The sequence below is a fragment of the Bacillus aerolatus genome (genome assembly GCF_009183655.1).
GTDB classification, from domain to species: Bacteria; Bacillota; Bacilli; order Bacillales; family Domibacillaceae; genus Pseudobacillus; species Pseudobacillus aerolatus.
Genome location: NZ_WEIO01000022.1, coordinates 1 through 15,309 on the forward strand (window position 1 = coordinate 1; position 15,309 = coordinate 15,309).

The following is a 15,309-nucleotide window of genomic DNA, read 5'->3' on the forward strand; positions in this document are numbered from 1 at the left end:
CTCACCCGTCCGCCGCTAACTTGAACTGGAGCAAGCTCCAGTCAAGTCCGCTCGACTTGCATGTATTAGGCACGCCGCCAGCGTTCGTCCTGAGCCAGGATCAAACTCTCCAAAAAGATGTTTGCATAGCTCATGTTTTAAAAATAAGAATTAACTTACTGGCATGTTGTATTCTGTTCAGTTTTCAATGTTCAATCTGTCATTGTCGCAATCAAGCGACTTTATTATCTTACCAAGTTGCGATATAAAAGTCAACAACTTTTTTTATTTTTTGTTAGCCGCTTAATTTTCTTTAGCAGCAACGTTTTCTAATATACCAAGTTTATAAGATACCGTCAACACTTTTTTTAAATTAAAAGCTGCATAAAACAAAAACTTATTATTTATAAGACTTTGACACTCTGATCATTTAATTTCTCATAATGAAAACATCTGCTTTTTTCGGCAATTTTATAAGACAACATAAAAAAAGCAGCTCGGCTTCAACCGTAGCTGCTTCATCCAATGAGCCAAAGCTGTATGACAGCAAGAGCTGCTACGCCTGCCACGCCAAGGATGCCCGCGACGGCAGAGGTAACGAAATTGATCGGCACGTGCAGCCCATAATCTCCACTGAATGAATTCAGCAAGAAGAGGAATAAGGCGCCTGTCGCCAATTTAACGAAAAGAATCCCTGTAAATTTCAGCGGCGATGCCGGTGCAGTAATACTTGCCATCAGACTGATCAGCAAAATAAAAAGAATAACGCCCCCAGCTAGATACAAATGGCTTCTCTCCTATTCTCTCAATGAAGTTTGTCCACATTTCAAGAATATGAAAAAAGTTAATGCTTTATGCTGATATTTCTTTTTCTCGCTTCTCTAAATAAAAAGAAGTATCTGGCTTCGTGCATTTTAGTTTGGGCAGCTAATTCTTCATTTGGTTCAAAGCTCAGGCGCAGCAGCTCGCGGTATTTAAACCAGTCTTGTCTCGATTGTTCCAACAGCTGAATTAATTGTTGATTATAAAAAGCATTCAGCTTGGCTTTTTTTCGAAAAAACATGTTGCTTAAACTTCCCTTCTGCCTTCGAGTGCTTTTGACAAAGTGACTTCATCAGCATACTCTAAATCACCGCCGACGGGCAGGCCATGAGCGATACGGGTGACACGGATACCGGATGGTTTTAAAAGGCGGGAGATGTACATAGCTGTTGCTTCTCCCTCAATGTTTGGATTTGTAGCCAGTATCACTTCATCAATTGTTTCGTCCTGCAGCCTTTTTAAAAGGTCGGGCACATTAATGTCTTCCGGTCCAATCCCCTCCATTGGGGAAATAGCTCCGTGAAGCACGTGATATAATCCATTGAATTCTTTCATTTTTTCCATAGCGATGACGTCTTTCGGATCTTGGACAACACAAACGACGCTGCGGTCTCGCCGTTCATCTTCACAAATGGCACAAGGATCCTTATCGGTAATATGCCCGCATACAGAGCAATACGTGAGATCTCTTTTTGCATTCACCAGTGCCTTGGCAAAGTCGAGGACATCTTCTTCTTTCATATCAAGAACAAAAAACGCCAGACGGGCAGCTGTTTTCGGCCCGATGCCTGGCAGTTTCATAAAGCTGTCGATTAGCTTGGTTATTGGTTCAGGATAATACATTGCTTATAAAACCTCCTAGAAAGGCAGGTTCATCCCTTTTGTAAATTGCCCCATCGTCTGATTTGTTTCCTCATCTACTTTTTTCAGGGCATCATTTGTTGCTGCCAAGACTAAATCCTGGAGCATTTCCACGTCATCGGGATCCACTGCTTCTTCTTTAATAACAACATCCAATACTTCTTTTTGGCCTGACATTTTAATCGTGACCATACCGCCGCCTGCTGTTCCTTCAAATTCTTTTGCAGAAAGCTCTTCTTGTGCTTCCGCCATTTTCTTTTGCATTTTCTGCATTTGTTTCATCATGTTTTGCATATTTCCCATTCCACGCATTCCAATCATCCTCCAATTATTAGTCTTTTATTTCGAGCAATTCTTCCCCCACTAGTTTTAAAGCTTCTGCAATAAGGGGATCTTCCTCTTGTTCATTGTCCTGTTCGGTACTCTCTGTTTTTTGCGTTTTTATGAAATTCTGCCTGATCGCAAGCCATGAATCCTCCGGTACACAGACAACCTGGTATAAGTTCTCTGTCAACTCTTGAAGTATGGAAGAAATCGAATCCATAAACTGTTTATTTTCAGTCGCCATCTGGCAGTGAATTTCATATTTAAACTTTAACACGAAAGCTTCCTTAGAAGCAGCTACAGGCTCTGCATCATTTAACAAAGCTGCCTGTGAGCGCATTTGCCGCTGATTGAGGAAATCCAGCATTTCACCCCAGCGGCTTTTAATGAGCTGAACATCTTGCTTAGTCGCTTCTGCCAGCACCTTTTCGATTTTTGGCACGGGTGCTTTAAATCCTCTTGAAGAGCGATTTGGCCGCTTGGCGGCTGTCTGGGCTTCTGCTTGTTCAGAAGGCTGAGCCGGCTGACTTCTGAGCTTCTGCAGTTCTTTTTCAAGCGTCTGAATTCGTCCAATTAATTGCTGGACCTCCGGCATACTTGCTGCCGGCTTGGTATGAGGCTGGCATAGCTTGACGAGAGCCACTTCCAAGTAGATTCTGGCGTGGTTGCTAAATTTCATTTCCTGCTGGGTTTGATTCAACATATGAATATACTCATATAGTCGTTCAAGCTCCATTTTCCCTGCCACAGTCACGAACGCCTCATCAATCATCACTCGTTCAAGCGATTCTTCAAGATTAGGTGCTGTCTTGTGAAGAAGCATGTCGCGAAAATATAAAACAAAATCTTCCGCAAAACGAGCTGGATCTTTCCCCTGCATTAACAATTTTTCCAAAATAGCGAGAGCAGATGCGGCATTTTTCTCCAACACCGCTTCTGCCAGTTGGTTAAGCATTTCTTGGCCGACCGCTCCGGTGACTGTTAACGCATCTTCTTCCGTTAAATGACCTTCGCTGTAGGAAACCGCCTGATCAAGAAGGCTGAGCGCATCGCGCATGCCTCCTTCAGCTGCCCGGGCAATAATCGGCAGTGCTTTTTCATCATGGACCAAATCGCTTTCTTTCATAATAAGTTCCATGCGGCCTACAATTGCCTGCGACGTGATTCGTTTAAAATCAAACCGTTGGCACCTGGAAATGATCGTCAAAGGTATTTTATGAGGCTCTGTCGTCGCCAATATGAAAATAACGTGCTTCGGCGGTTCTTCCAATGTTTTTAACAATGCATTGAAGGCTCCTGTCGAAAGCATATGAACTTCATCAATAATATACACTTTATATTTTGCAGCACTCGGCGCATATTTCACTTTATCGCGTATGTCTCGGATTTCATCCACACCGTTATTGGAAGCGGCGTCTATTTCAATGACGTCCTGGATGGATCCGTCTGTTATCCCCCAGCACGAAGCGCATTCATTGCATGGTTCAACTGTTGGTGCCTGTTCACAGTTCACCGCTTTTGCTAAAATTTTTGCGGCGCTCGTTTTACCCGTTCCCCTCGGTCCGGAGAACAAGTACGCATGTGATATTTTTTGTTGAAGGAGGGCATTTTGCAATGTTTTAGTGATGTGTTCCTGGCCGACGACATCAATAAAATTTTGCGGCCGCCACACACGGTATAATGCCTGATAGCTCATGTTTTCCCCTCCTTTATTTCCGCGTTCTCTCTAAATTGTATTATACCTCATTAGAATTTGTTTTTTCAAAGTTCTAATAAAAAAACTCACCCTGAATGGATGAGTCGTTTCATTTCATATTTAACTGCCGTGCACCTTCCGTCGACTTCTAACCATAAGCGTTACTTAAGCAGTTAGCTCGGTTCAGGCTGCCCTGCGGCACATGAGAGAGTCCACTTAATGCTGCTTCCTTCCGGACCTGACATGGTTCATGGGTTCCCATTGCGCAGGACCCAAACGTCAACACCACTTACTTAAGGCAGACCCTACAGTATAGTAAGCCTCGGGAAGGGATTCAGTCCCGCTAGAGCGGATTGCGGGTACAGGGCACCGCTACCTCCCCACCTAGCACGGCAAAGTTGATACCATTAGTTAATGTGCCGAAAACGGTTCGTCCATTTTCGTTGACACAAAATATATTATACCCCTTTGGAAAGAAAAAAGCAATACCTACTCTTCTATCCTTCTTTTCGACTCCTTCTTTCGCCGGCGAACTTCTCGAAAAAAATCTGTCAGCATACTTCCGCACTTCTCCTCGAGTACACCTGCCACAACTTCACTCTGATGATTAAAGCGACTGTCTTCCAATAAATTCATTAGTGTGCCGGCACAGCCCGCTTTCGGGTCTCTTGCTCCATAAACGACCCGCTCGATCCGCGATAAAATAATGGCCCCGCTGCACATCGGACAAGGTTCAAGCGTAACATATAGCTCCGCTCTTTCAAGTCGCCATGATCCTACCTTTTTACACGCTTCTTCGATCGCTAAAAGCTCTGCGTGCGTGACCGCATTTTGTGTTGTTTCCCGCAAATTGTAGGCAGAAGCAATCACTTCTCCCTCCAAAACAATGATGGCTCCGATAGGCACTTCTCCGAGATCACCCGCTTTTTTTGCTTCTTCGATCGCAAGCTTCATATAAAATTCATCGTTTTTTTTCACCTATCAGGCTCCTTTCAATCAAATTGGGGTAAAAATAATGATAAAAGAAAAGGAGGAAATGCAAATGGCAAACCCCGAAAAAAAGTATGCCTTATTAATGATTGACCTACTTAACGATTTTAATTTTCCAAGAGGCAATCTACTCGCTGAATATACATTAGAAATGTGTCCTTCATTGTTAAAATTAAAGAATTTTTGCAAACAGCAGCAAATACCCGTTATTTATATTAATGATCATTATGGCCTTTGGAAAGCCGATTTGGACACGTTAATGGACCATGCAGTCAATGATCGCAGCGCCCCTATTATACAACAAATCAAGCCAGATTCTGACGATTATTTTTTAATTAAGCCGAAGCACTCCGGCTTTTATGGTACTGCCTTAAATACCTTGCTGCACCAGCTTGGCGTTGATTCTGTTATCGTTACAGGGGTTGCAGGCAATATTTGCGTCTTTTTTACAGCAAATGACGCTTACATGAGAGAATACAATATATACGTGCCTGAAAATGGTATTGCTTCTGAAACAAAAAAAGACAATCATTATGCGCTGGAAATGATGAGAACAGTGCTGAGTGCCGATACAACAAAAATTGAGCAATTTATACAAAGTCATCATTAATAACTTCTTCTGCTGCTGTGTCTGACAGCAGTTTTTTTCATTAAGCACATCTTTTTAAAGTGAGATATGCTACAATGTTTTCTGGCTAATTTCACAACAGGAGGAAGACATACATGAGCAACGTGCCATTTATTGCAGTTGAAGGTCCAATCGGTGCCGGCAAAACATCCCTTGCTCAAGCGGTATCCACACATTTTGGATTTCACTTATTAAAAGAAATCGTGGATGAAAACCCTTTTTTAAATAAATTTTACGAAAACATTGAGGAATGGAGCTTCCAAACGGAAATGTTCTTTCTCTGTAACCGCTACAAACAGCTCGAAGATATCCAGTCAAAAGTCTTAATGGCAAATCAGGCAGCTGTGGCAGATTACCACGCATTTAAAAATTTAATTTTTGCGCAGCGGACTTTGAAAGAAAGGCAATTGGACAAGTACCGGCAAATTTACGGGATTTTAACGAGCGACACGCCTTCTCCTAACCTTATTATTTACATACACGCGAGTCTTGACACGCTCATGAAGCGAATTGCCTTGCGCGGCCGTGAATTTGAAAAAAGCATGGATCCCGCTTACTTGCAGCAGTTATGTAATGATTATGAACAGTTCGTGGATGAATTTGAGAAAAAACATACCGATACGCAAGTGCTGCGGATCGATGGCGATCACATTGATTTTGTCCATAAAGAAAAGGACTTGGCCGTTGTGTTAACCGAGATATCGAAAAGGGTTTAAAAGGAGAAGAAACAAACATGAATTTAATAAATAAATACGAAATTCCAAAACAGGCAGTTTTTACAGTTGCTGGAACAGTCGGCGTTGGAAAATCAACGATGACAAAAGCACTTGCCGAAGCGTTGAACTTTCGCACGTCATTTGAAAAAGTCGAGGCCAATCCTTATTTAGATAAATTTTACGAAGATTTTAAGGCATGGAGCTTTCATTTGCAAATTTACTTCTTGGCCGAGCGGTTTAAAGAGCAGAAAAAGATGTTTGAATACGGCGGGGGCTTTATTCAAGACCGCTCTATTTATGAAGACACCGGTATCTTTGCCCGCATGCATTATGAGGAAGAAACGATGAGCAAAACCGATTATGAAACGTATACAAGTCTTTTTCAAGCGATGGTCATGACCCCTTACTTCCCTCATCCGGACTTGTTAATTTATTTAGAAGGCTCTTTAGACCACATTCTGACACGTATTAATGAACGCGGGCGGTCCATGGAAAAAAACACACCTATCTCATACTGGGAAAAAATGCATGCACGCTATGAAAACTGGATTGATTCTTTTAATGCCTGCCCAGTGCTTCGTTTAAACATTAAAGATTACGATGTGATTAACAACCCCGATTCCATTGAAGAAATCATTGAACGAATCAGCTATTTATTAAAGCAGACGAACCGCTTTACAAAATAATTGCACACAAAAAAATCCGCTGCTCTAGAGCAGCGGATTTTATAATCTCCAATTTGTATGCGCTTGTTATCAATAATGGCGGAGGAAGAGGGATTCGAACCCCCGCGCGGTTTAACCCGCCTGTCGGTTTTCAAGACCGATCCCTTCAGCCAGACTTGGGTATTCCTCCGTATCGACAAGAATTAATTTAGCACATATCTACCCATGCCGTCAACACATTTTTTTAAAAAACAGGAGAGACACAGCCTCCCCCGTTTTAATGATCAGTTTGAAATCTTTTCTCTTCCTCTCATATAAGGGCGCAGCACTTCTGGAATAACGATACTGCCATCTTCCCGCTGGTAATTTTCCAAAATAGCGGCAACCGTACGCCCAATCGCCAGCCCAGAACCATTTAACGTATGCACATGTTCCGGTTTGCTGTTTTTCTCGCGACGGAAACGAATGTTCGCCCGACGCGCCTGGAATGCTTCAAAGTTGCTGCAAGAAGAGATTTCCCGGTACGTGCCTTGAGTTGGAATCCAAACTTCAATATCGTATTTTTTCGCTGCTGTAAATCCAAGATCCCCCGTGCACATGCTCATCACCCGGTATGGAAGCTTTAACAGCTGCAGTACTTTTTCCGCATGGCCCGTCAATTTTTCAAGCTCTTCATAAGAATCTTCTGGCTTTACAAAGCGGACAAGCTCCACTTTATTAAACTGATGCTGACGAATCAACCCGCGCGTGTCCCGGCCGGCAGAACCCGCTTCAGAACGGAAGTTAGTGCTATAAGCAGTGTAAGCGATTGGGAGCTCGTCTCCGGCAAGAATTTCGTCACGGTGATAATTCGTCACCGGCACTTCTGATGTTGGAATGAGAAAATAATCTTCCTCTTCAATTAAAAACGCATCTTCTTCAAATTTCGGCAGCTGCCCGGTGCCTGTCATGCTCGTTCTGTTCACTAAATAAGGAGGAAGCATTTCTTCATATCCATGTTCTTCAGAATGGAGATCAAGCATAAAGCTGATCAGCGCCCGCTCAAGTTTTGCCCCCATTCCTTTGTAAAAGACGAAGCGGCTGCCTGTAACTTTTCCTGCCCGTTCGAAATCAAGAATGCCGAGTTCATCGGCGATTTCCCAGTGAGGCTTCGCTTCAAAATCAAATTGCGGCACTTCTCCCCACGTGCGGTGTTCAATGTTATCATCTTCTGTTTCGCCAACCGGCACGCTTTCATGCGGAATATTCGGCATGGTCAGAAGTAAATGATGCAGCTCTTCCTCCACTTGGTTTAACTCGCCATCAAGCTCTTTAATACGGTCGCCGACTTCACGCATTTCTGTAATTAAGTGATCGGCATTCTGTTTTTCACGTTTCAGCTGGGCTACTTGCTGAGATACACTGTTTCTTTTCCCTTTCAGCTCTTCTGTTTCCACGAGCAGTTCACGGCGCTTCTCGTCCAGCTGTTCAAAATTATCAAAAGCGGATAAGTCTTCTCCCCGATGCTGCAAACGATTTTTCACTTCTTCAAAATTATTGCGTAAAAATTTAATGTCTAACATGATAATTCCTCCTTTTCATTTTTTGCATACAAAAAACCCGTCCCTTAAAAAGGGACGGGTTGTACCCGCGTTGCCACCCTAGTTGAAAGCGTATCGCTTTCCACTCGAAAAAAAATAACGGCTTCTACCGTAAATGCCTACTGGAATCGTTCAGCATTTCTCTCAAGGACGGATTCACAAGCATCTTCCCCCGGTTCGCACCAACCACCGGTTCTCTGATCGAACGATCACCTGCTACTGCTTCCTCTCATCGATTTCTGTATGAAAATGATATAAATTAATGTACTACATTCTCTCCACCCGTGCAAGTGCGGAACAAAATTCAGCTATTCATCGACTTTTAGACGTGTGCCAGTTTCGCCTGTTCTGCCATCTGGACGAAATAACGAGTTATGCTGTGGTCATCTGTCAGTTCCGGGTGGAAGGAGCAGGCCAAGAGATTTTTATCTCTTGCCGCTACGATCCGGCCGTCATACTCAGCAAGAATTTCCGTTTCTTCTCCGACAGATACGATATGAGGGGCCCGGATGAAAACAGCTGTATATGAATCGGCAATCCCTTTAATCGGCAAATCAGCCTCAAAGCTTTCTTTTTGCCGGCCAAATGAGTTGCGCTCCACTGTAATATCCATTAAACCAATGTGTGGCTCATCATAGCCAACGATGTTATTTGCCAGCATAATTAGTCCAGCACACGTGCCAAACATCGGTTTTCCCTGGCGTCCAAATGCTCTGAGCGGTTCCATAAATCCGTATAAATCGACCAGCCTCCGCATCGTTGTACTTTCGCCGCCCGGAAGAATTAATCCATCAAGCTCTTCCAATTGCTCTGCTTTCTTTACAACGATGGCTTCTGCACCTGATTCTTCAATTGAGCGGATGTGTTCCCGGACGGCTCCTTGAAGTCCTAATACTCCGATTTTCACCATATGATCCGCTCCTTTTATTACCAGCCGCGTTCTTGCATGCGCTGTTCAGATGTCAGTGTAGAAATTTCAATGCCTTTCATTGCTGCACCAAGATCTTTTGAAAGCTCAGCAATAAGTTTGTAGTCTTGGTAATGAGTCGTTGCTTCGACAATTGCCTTGGCAAATTTCGCCGGGTTATCAGATTTGAAAATTCCTGATCCAACAAATACACCGTCTGCGCCAAGCTGCATCATGAGTGCAGCATCTGCTGGAGTAGCAACACCGCCGGCAGCAAAGTTAACGACCGGCAGGCGGCCTTCACGTTTAATTTGCTGAAGCAGTTCAAAAGAAGCTCCGAGTAATTTTGCTTCTGTCATCAGCTCATCTTCATTCATATTCACAACTTTGCGTACTTGCGCATTGACTTTACGAATATGGCGAACGGCTTCGACGATGTTGCCTGTACCCGGCTCTCCTTTTGTTCTCAGCATAGCAGCTCCTTCGCCGATGCGGCGGGCTGCTTCGCCTAAATCACGGCAACCGCATACGAACGGAACTGTATAATCGCTTTTTAATAAATGGTACTCTTCATCAGCTGGCGTCAATACTTCACTTTCATCAATGTAATCTACGCCCATTGCTTCTAACACACGCGCTTCAACGATATGACCGATGCGCGCTTTCGCCATAACTGGAATGGTAACGGCTTGCATGACTTCTTCAACGATACTTGGATCAGCCATACGGGCTACTCCGCCGGCTGCACGGATATCAGAAGGCACCCGCTCTAATGCCATAACAGCTACTGCACCGGCTTCTTCGGCAATCTTTGCTTGTTCTGCGTTAATAACGTCCATAATGACGCCGCCTTTTTGCATTTCTGCCATTCCACGTTTTACACGATCTGTACCTGTATTCATCTTCTTCTCCCCCTGTACCTTGTCGGTATGTATTTATTTACGCTTAAAACTTGGTCCAACTTGAATTTTCTAATTAATTTAAAAATTTTATGTTTTGCTTAAATATTAATAAACACGAAAAATCACCTTCTGTCAAGATCAGAAGGTGATTTTTATTAAAACCAACCAGTTACCGTATCGATTGCTGCTGTCCAAAGACCGGAGAAGAAGCCGCCTACTGCTCTCATTGATAAAACAAACCAATTCGCTTTTTCAACCGACTCAGCCGCTACCATTGGCACTTTTGCTTGTCCTTGTTCTTCAGCCGTAATATATTTTAATTCATCACCTTTTTGAGGTGTGACTGTTAAAAAACCAACCACTTTGTCTTTTTTTATAGGAGCTATTAACTTCTTATTTTCATCTATTTCCGAACCTTTTAAATTTAATTTCATTTTATAGTTCGTGTTTTCGCCTTTTTTCACATATATGACTAAAGGTTCTCCCGCCTGGATGGCTGCTTGTTTCTCTTTCCCTTTGCTTACAGCAGCAGTTTCAAACCCTTTTACTTTAGCACCTTTCTTAATTACCTCTTTTTGGTCAAACTGATTAAAGCCATAATCAAGAAGTTTTTTCGTTTCTGTAAAACGGGATTTGTAGTCTCCTTTTCCGCTTTCATTGGTTGCATCCATAACAACGGCAATTAACTTTTTGCCGCCGCGTTCAGCTGTACCTGTAAAACAGTAGCCGGCAAAGTCAGTCGTCCCTGTTTTCAGACCAGTCATTCCTTCATAACCATATACTAAAGAAGGCAGCATCCAATTCCAGTTTTCCATATTCGTTTCATCGTCGGTGCCTTCACGGAATTTTTTCTTTGTAATACTGGCTGTTTCCAGCACTTCTGGGTAATCCCTTATTAAATCAAAAGCCAATTTAGCTGTTGCTCTTGCGGACAGCACATTTTCATCTTTAGGCGTGCTTGGCTTGGGATGCATTCCTTTTAAATCGCTGTTGCTTAACCCTGAAGAGTTGACAAATTTATATTTTTTTAAACCAAGCTCTTTCGCTTTTTTATTCATTAATTCAACAAATTTTGCTTCAGAGCCGGCCATTGTTTCAGCAAGTGCAATGGTTGCCGCATTGGCTGAATAAATCGTCATCGCTTCATACAATTCCCGAACATTATATTTTTCTCCTAAACGGAGTGGTACATTAGATAAACTGCGATCCTGTGAAATTTTATATACATATTCACTTACTGTATATTCTTGATCCCACGATATTTTTTTCTCTTTAATCGCTTCCAACAGCAAATATTCCGTCATCATTTTCGCCATGCTGGCAATACCGAGCATTTCATCTGCATTTTTTTCGTATAAAATTTGTCCTGTGTTTGCATCAATTAACATCGCAGCAGCAGCATTTACTTTCAACGATTCTTCTGCTTGCACACTCGGCAACGGCTGCCAAAGACCGGCAATTAAAAGCAAACTGAGCATGAAAGCGGCACCTTTTTTGAACATTCGATTCCTCACTAATAAACCCTCCATCTTTTATTCACACATTCGTTATTGTATCACAAATATCTTTTAGAAATATAGACGAGAAATGGACTAGTTCGCCTTATAAAAACAAAAAAGCTGTATGAAAAGAGTACAATCTTTTCATACAGCCGATCAGCTTAAGATAAAGAATAGTTAGGTGCTTCTTTTGTAATTTGCACATCATGCGGATGGCTTTCTCTTAGACCTGCACCTGTCATTCGAATAAATTGGGCATTTTCGCGTAAATCCGTGATATCTTTAGATCCGCAATACCCCATGCCTGCGCGTAAACCACCAACTAATTGATAAAGCGTTTCGGAAACTGGACCTTTGTAAGGAATGCGGCCTTCAATGCCTTCTGGAACAAATTTTTTCGCATCTTCCTGGAAGTAGCGATCTTTTGATCCTTTTTCCATGGCGCCGACAGAACCCATACCGCGGTATACTTTAAATTGTCTTCCTTGGTAAATTTCCGTTTCACCCGGGCTTTCTTTCGTTCCTGCCAGCAAGCTGCCAAGCATAACCGCATGACCGCCTGCAGCGAGCGCTTTAACGATGTCACCTGAGTACTTGATACCGCCATCAGCGATGATCGCTTTCCCTTGTCTGCGGGCTTCTGTCGCACAATCATAAACAGCTGTAATTTGCGGAACACCTACACCCGCTACGACACGAGTTGTACAAATGGAGCCAGGACCGATTCCTACTTTAACAACATCCGCCCCTGCTTCAAACAATTCTCTTGTTGCTTCCGCAGTCGCTACATTCCCGGCGATAATATTCAATTCCGGATAAGTGGCGCGAATCTCTCTTACAGTGTCGATAACGCCTTTTGAATGACCATGGGCTGTATCTATTACAATGGCGTCCACGTTCGCTTTTACAAGCATTTCCGTGCGTTTCATCGTATCTTTCGTCACACCGACTGCTGCCCCGACTAACAGCCGTCCTTGACGGTCTTTTGCGGAATTAGGGAACTCAATTACTTTTTCAATGTCTTTAATCGTAATTAAGCCTTTTAATTCACCTTGCTGATTGACTAGTGGGAGTTTTTCAATTTTGTATTTCTGAAGAATTTTTTCTGCCTCTTCTAAAGTTGTACCTGTTGGAGCTGTGACGAGATTTTCTTTGGTCATAACATCGCTTATTAAAATCGAATAGTCTTGAATAAAACGCAAGTCGCGATTCGTTAAAATACCGACTAACTTTTGCTCTTCTTCATTGTTGACAATTGGCACACCGGAAATGCGGTATTTCCCCATTAAGTGTTCAGCATCAAATACTTGATGCTCAGGTGTTAAAAAGAACGGATCGCTGATTACACCGCTTTCCGAGCGCTTTACCTTGTCCACTTGCTCGGCTTGCTGCTCGATGCTCATATTTTTATGAATAATTCCCAAACCGCCTTGGCGAGCCATTCCAATAGCCATTTCCGCTTGTGTTACTGTATCCATACCGGCACTGATAAGAGGAATGTTTAATTTTAATGTATCTGTCAATGCTGTCTGCAAACTAACGTCTTTCGGTAACACATCTGATTTGGCAGGCACTAATAAGACATCATCAAACGTTAACCCTTCCTTTGAAAACTTATTTTCCCACATTTTATAAGCCTCCTGGTCGAAAATATTATTAGTAGGTTATCAATTGGACAAAATACTGTCAAGGCATGTTTGATATGTTAGATTCTTTAGAATATTCGGAGGACAATATGAATAAAAACTTTTCATGGCAAAAAGATGGGCTTCTTCCTTATCAAAACACAGAAAGTGCTAGAGCATTTTTGCTTAATAGCTACCGTTCTCTCGCTTTACCAAATGCAGAAGAAGCAGCCTACAATAATTGTACCCGTTTTATTTATAGTCTGGAACACGGGGATGTTTTTTTAAAACAAGCAGATCACTCTCCACTGGCGATTCAACCTGTTCTCGCTTTTTATGGGTTAAGCCACTATATAAAAGCTTGTTTGCTAACTGTGGATTTTGCCTACCCTGCAACTGTCCACGTACTGGCCCACGGACTTTCCGCTAGAAGAAAGAAAAAACAAAATTACTCTTTTTTGCACGATGAAGTCAAAACACAGCGTCACGGGTTATTTAGTCACTTCAGTGAAAAAATGTTCCACGTGAAACATTTGGAAGGCTCAAAATTAAACATGTACAATTTGCTGGTGCAAATTCCTGAACTGGCTCCTATATTTTCTTTTCAAGCAAAACATTCGCCCTTTCATCCGCTGCAAAAAAATGAAGACGGTCTTTATCTTTTATCGAAACAAGTATTAGATGATTATCAAATGACAGAAAACCGGCTCACTGATTTTCTAAAACAAAAAACAAACGGCAATGTTACCGTAGAAAAAGCTGAAAAAGATACATTGCTTATAAAGCTGTCCTCACTTTCACAGGCAGCACCGTGCCGGTTTAATTCACTGAACAGTCAATGGGTTTTTTCACGGTATAAAACGCACGAAGCTTTTTATCCTGAATTATTGATTTACTATTCACTACTTTACAATCTGAGCATGATCGCCAGATATGAAACAGAGTGGTGGTACGACTTGCTGAAACTTACTCCCGGGAAAGAGTTCTCTTTAATTAAACAATTTTTAAGCGTTTCCATGAGAAAGATTCCGCATCTAATTGAGAACTTTTTAAATATAAAGATGGATTAAAAAGCTGTTATTTCTACGGCTTTTTACTAAGTCAAAGCAAACTTTTAAGATCGTTTTCAATTTTCATGGGGGATGTTTTTGGTGCATAACGGTGAGTAACATCACCTTCACGGCTCACTAAAAACTTAGTGAAATTCCATTTGATTGTCCCTGTCAGCAAACCTGATTTCTGAGCAGTTAAATGATTGAACAAAGGGTGTATATCTTTCCCTTTTACGTTCGTTTTTCTAAACATTGGAAAAGTAACCCCATAATTAACCCGGCAAAATTCCATAATTTTTTCTTGTTCATCAAATTCTTGATTCATAAATTCATCGCTTGGAAAACCTAAAACAGTAAACCCTTGATCCTTATATTCTTCATATAAAGCCTGAAGTTCTGTAAACTGTGGAGTAAAACCGCACTTACTCGCTGTATTTACAATTAATAATACTTGTCCTTTAAAGTCAGCCATCGAAACGGACTCGTCCTTACTACTTTTCACATAAATTTCGTATATAGATTCCACTTGTCTGCCTCCTAATGTTGAAAAAAGTGATACCGTTAACTAATTGTATCTCGCTTTCAGCTTAAATAGCAAAAAAGAAGAGCACGCGGAGGAAATGGGTCTTTGTTTTTTAAAGGAAAATAAAGATTTTTCTTCTTCGGTGCCAGCAATCAATACCTTGTCTAGAATCTTTAATACATTGAAAAATTGAATAGTAACTTGTCGCTTTAGAAGGATTATTGGCTATTGTCAGGTAATGATTCGACAATTTAGGAGGTTATTCGTTTATTTAAGGATTTTTTTGACAAAGTAGGTACTTTGTTTACCGTTTCGGAGGATTGTCTAGCATTTTGGAGAGATTATTCATCAACTTCAAGGTGTTATTCATCCATTTGACATAGTTAATCAACGATTTAAGAAATTTATTTATAGTTTCCGATGAAAAATTTCACTCACAAAAAAAGAACAGCCTCCGCTGTTCTTTATCATTTGCCTGGCAGCGTCCTACTCTCACAGGGGGAAACCCCCAACTACCATCGGCGCTGAAGAGCTTAACTT

General features: G+C 41.9%; 16 protein-coding genes, 1 tRNA gene, 2 rRNA genes, 1 other RNA gene and 1 other annotated feature. Of the genes, 4 read left to right on the forward strand and 16 right to left on the reverse strand.

What is annotated here, in order from left to right:
• The 8 genes from F9802_RS19275 to tadA form a co-directional block, all read right to left on the reverse strand.
• A 16S ribosomal RNA gene (locus F9802_RS19275) occupies window positions 1-116 on the reverse strand; the annotation flags it as partial.
• Between the two features lie 381 nt (window positions 117-497).
• Complete coding sequence (locus F9802_RS19280; RefSeq protein ID WP_225435414.1) at window positions 498-764, reverse strand: pro-sigmaK processing inhibitor BofA family protein; 267 nt, start codon at window positions 762-764, stop codon at window positions 498-500.
• Window positions 765-823: 59 nt separating this feature from the next.
• Window positions 824-1,042, reverse strand: coding sequence for a YaaL family protein (locus F9802_RS19285; protein ID WP_152154719.1), 219 nt, complete (start codon window positions 1,040-1,042; stop codon window positions 824-826).
• 5 nt (window positions 1,043-1,047) lie between these two features.
• On the reverse strand, window positions 1,048-1,644 hold the full coding sequence (recR, locus tag F9802_RS19290; RefSeq protein ID WP_152154720.1) for a recombination mediator RecR: 597 nt from the start codon (window positions 1,642-1,644) through the stop codon (window positions 1,048-1,050).
• 15 nt (window positions 1,645-1,659) lie between these two features.
• Window positions 1,660-1,974, reverse strand: coding sequence for a YbaB/EbfC family nucleoid-associated protein (locus tag F9802_RS19295; protein ID WP_152154721.1), 315 nt, complete (start codon window positions 1,972-1,974; stop codon window positions 1,660-1,662).
• A 19-nt stretch (window positions 1,975-1,993) separates the two neighbouring features.
• Window positions 1,994-3,682, reverse strand: a complete 1,689-nt coding sequence (dnaX, locus tag F9802_RS19300) for a DNA polymerase III subunit gamma/tau (RefSeq protein WP_152154722.1) — start codon at window positions 3,680-3,682, stop codon at window positions 1,994-1,996.
• 127 nt (window positions 3,683-3,809) lie between these two features.
• Window positions 3,810-4,075, reverse strand: an RNA gene (gene ffs, locus F9802_RS19305) — signal recognition particle sRNA large type.
• Window positions 4,076-4,171: 96 nt separating this feature from the next.
• Window positions 4,172-4,660, reverse strand: coding sequence for a tRNA adenosine(34) deaminase TadA (gene tadA, locus F9802_RS19310; protein ID WP_152154723.1), 489 nt, complete (start codon window positions 4,658-4,660; stop codon window positions 4,172-4,174).
• A 37-nt stretch (window positions 4,661-4,697) separates the two neighbouring features.
• Between tadA and F9802_RS19315 the strand changes: the two genes are divergently transcribed.
• From F9802_RS19315 to F9802_RS19325, 3 genes are all read left to right on the forward strand, one after another.
• Complete coding sequence (locus F9802_RS19315) at window positions 4,698-5,282, forward strand: isochorismatase family cysteine hydrolase (protein ID WP_404799252.1); 585 nt, start codon at window positions 4,698-4,700, stop codon at window positions 5,280-5,282.
• Window positions 5,283-5,395: 113 nt separating this feature from the next.
• Window positions 5,396-6,016: a deoxynucleoside kinase gene (locus tag F9802_RS19320; protein WP_152154725.1), complete on the forward strand. Its 621-nt coding sequence runs from the start codon at window positions 5,396-5,398 to the stop codon at window positions 6,014-6,016.
• Between the two features lie 17 nt (window positions 6,017-6,033).
• Window positions 6,034-6,702, forward strand: coding sequence for a deoxynucleoside kinase (locus F9802_RS19325; protein WP_152154726.1), 669 nt, complete (start codon window positions 6,034-6,036; stop codon window positions 6,700-6,702).
• A gap of 76 nt (window positions 6,703-6,778) precedes the next feature.
• On the opposite strand, the gene F9802_RS19330 is transcribed toward F9802_RS19325, so the two are convergent.
• From F9802_RS19330 to guaB, 6 genes are all read right to left on the reverse strand, one after another.
• Window positions 6,779-6,871: transfer RNA gene (locus F9802_RS19330), tRNA-Ser, on the reverse strand.
• Window positions 6,872-6,965: 94 nt separating this feature from the next.
• Window positions 6,966-8,243 (reverse strand): serine--tRNA ligase, encoded by a 1,278-nt coding sequence (serS, locus tag F9802_RS19335; protein WP_152154727.1) that lies wholly within the window; start codon window positions 8,241-8,243, stop codon window positions 6,966-6,968.
• A gap of 47 nt (window positions 8,244-8,290) precedes the next feature.
• Window positions 8,291-8,503: a binding site (T-box leader), on the reverse strand.
• Between the two features lie 80 nt (window positions 8,504-8,583).
• Entirely contained in the window at window positions 8,584-9,171 is a 588-nt protein-coding gene (gene pdxT, locus F9802_RS19340; RefSeq protein WP_152154728.1) for a pyridoxal 5'-phosphate synthase glutaminase subunit PdxT, read from the reverse strand.
• Between the two features lie 17 nt (window positions 9,172-9,188).
• A complete protein-coding gene (pdxS, locus tag F9802_RS19345; RefSeq protein WP_152154729.1) occupies window positions 9,189-10,070 on the reverse strand; it encodes a pyridoxal 5'-phosphate synthase lyase subunit PdxS in 882 nt (293 codons plus the stop codon).
• Window positions 10,071-10,225: 155 nt separating this feature from the next.
• Entirely contained in the window at window positions 10,226-11,572 is a 1,347-nt protein-coding gene (locus tag F9802_RS19350; protein WP_404799257.1) for a serine hydrolase, read from the reverse strand.
• 158 nt (window positions 11,573-11,730) lie between these two features.
• The gene (guaB, locus tag F9802_RS19355) at window positions 11,731-13,197 is read right to left on the reverse strand and encodes an IMP dehydrogenase (protein ID WP_152154731.1); all 1,467 of its coding nucleotides are present in this window, start codon (window positions 13,195-13,197) and stop codon (window positions 11,731-11,733) included.
• A gap of 107 nt (window positions 13,198-13,304) precedes the next feature.
• Here guaB and F9802_RS19360 point away from each other — a divergent pair, with 107 nt between their 5' ends.
• Window positions 13,305-14,264 carry a YaaC family protein gene (locus tag F9802_RS19360; RefSeq protein WP_191992053.1) on the forward strand — a complete coding sequence of 320 codons (960 nt, stop codon included), beginning with the start codon at window positions 13,305-13,307 and terminating at the stop codon, window positions 14,262-14,264.
• Between the two features lie 31 nt (window positions 14,265-14,295).
• Here F9802_RS19360 and F9802_RS19365 read toward each other — a convergent pair whose 3' ends face one another.
• Together F9802_RS19365 and rrf are read right to left on the reverse strand one after the other, a co-directional pair.
• A complete protein-coding gene (locus tag F9802_RS19365; RefSeq protein ID WP_152154733.1) occupies window positions 14,296-14,772 on the reverse strand; it encodes a glutathione peroxidase in 477 nt (158 codons plus the stop codon).
• 470 nt (window positions 14,773-15,242) lie between these two features.
• Window positions 15,243-15,309: ribosomal RNA gene (rrf, locus tag F9802_RS20330) — 5S ribosomal RNA — on the reverse strand; the annotation flags it as partial.

What these genes read in the sequence shown, in the direction of transcription:
- F9802_RS19285 (WP_152154719.1), bottom strand. Translation starts at nt 1,042, where the DNA reads ATGTTTTTTCGAAAAAAAGCCAAGCTGAATGCTTTTTATAATCAACAA.
- recR (WP_152154720.1), bottom strand. Translation starts at nt 1,644, where the DNA reads ATGTATTATCCTGAACCAATAACCAAGCTAATCGACAGCTTTATGAAA.
- F9802_RS19295 (WP_152154721.1), bottom strand. Translation starts at nt 1,974, where the DNA reads ATGCGTGGAATGGGAAATATGCAAAACATGATGAAACAAATGCAGAAA.
- dnaX (WP_152154722.1), bottom strand. Translation starts at nt 3,682, where the DNA reads ATGAGCTATCAGGCATTATACCGTGTGTGGCGGCCGCAAAATTTTATT.
- F9802_RS19315 (WP_404799252.1), top strand. Translation starts at nt 4,698, where the DNA reads ATGATAAAAGAAAAGGAGGAAATGCAAATGGCAAACCCCGAAAAAAAG.
- F9802_RS19320 (WP_152154725.1), top strand. Translation starts at nt 5,396, where the DNA reads ATGAGCAACGTGCCATTTATTGCAGTTGAAGGTCCAATCGGTGCCGGC.
- F9802_RS19325 (WP_152154726.1), top strand. Translation starts at nt 6,034, where the DNA reads ATGAATTTAATAAATAAATACGAAATTCCAAAACAGGCAGTTTTTACA.
- serS (WP_152154727.1), bottom strand. Translation starts at nt 8,243, where the DNA reads ATGTTAGACATTAAATTTTTACGCAATAATTTTGAAGAAGTGAAAAAT.
- pdxT (WP_152154728.1), bottom strand. Translation starts at nt 9,171, where the DNA reads ATGGTGAAAATCGGAGTATTAGGACTTCAAGGAGCCGTCCGGGAACAC.
- pdxS (WP_152154729.1), bottom strand. Translation starts at nt 10,070, where the DNA reads ATGAATACAGGTACAGATCGTGTAAAACGTGGAATGGCAGAAATGCAA.
- F9802_RS19350 (WP_404799257.1), bottom strand. Translation starts at nt 11,572, where the DNA reads ATGTTCAAAAAAGGTGCCGCTTTCATGCTCAGTTTGCTTTTAATTGCC.
- guaB (WP_152154731.1), bottom strand. Translation starts at nt 13,197, where the DNA reads ATGTGGGAAAATAAGTTTTCAAAGGAAGGGTTAACGTTTGATGATGTC.
- F9802_RS19360 (WP_191992053.1), top strand. Translation starts at nt 13,305, where the DNA reads ATGAATAAAAACTTTTCATGGCAAAAAGATGGGCTTCTTCCTTATCAA.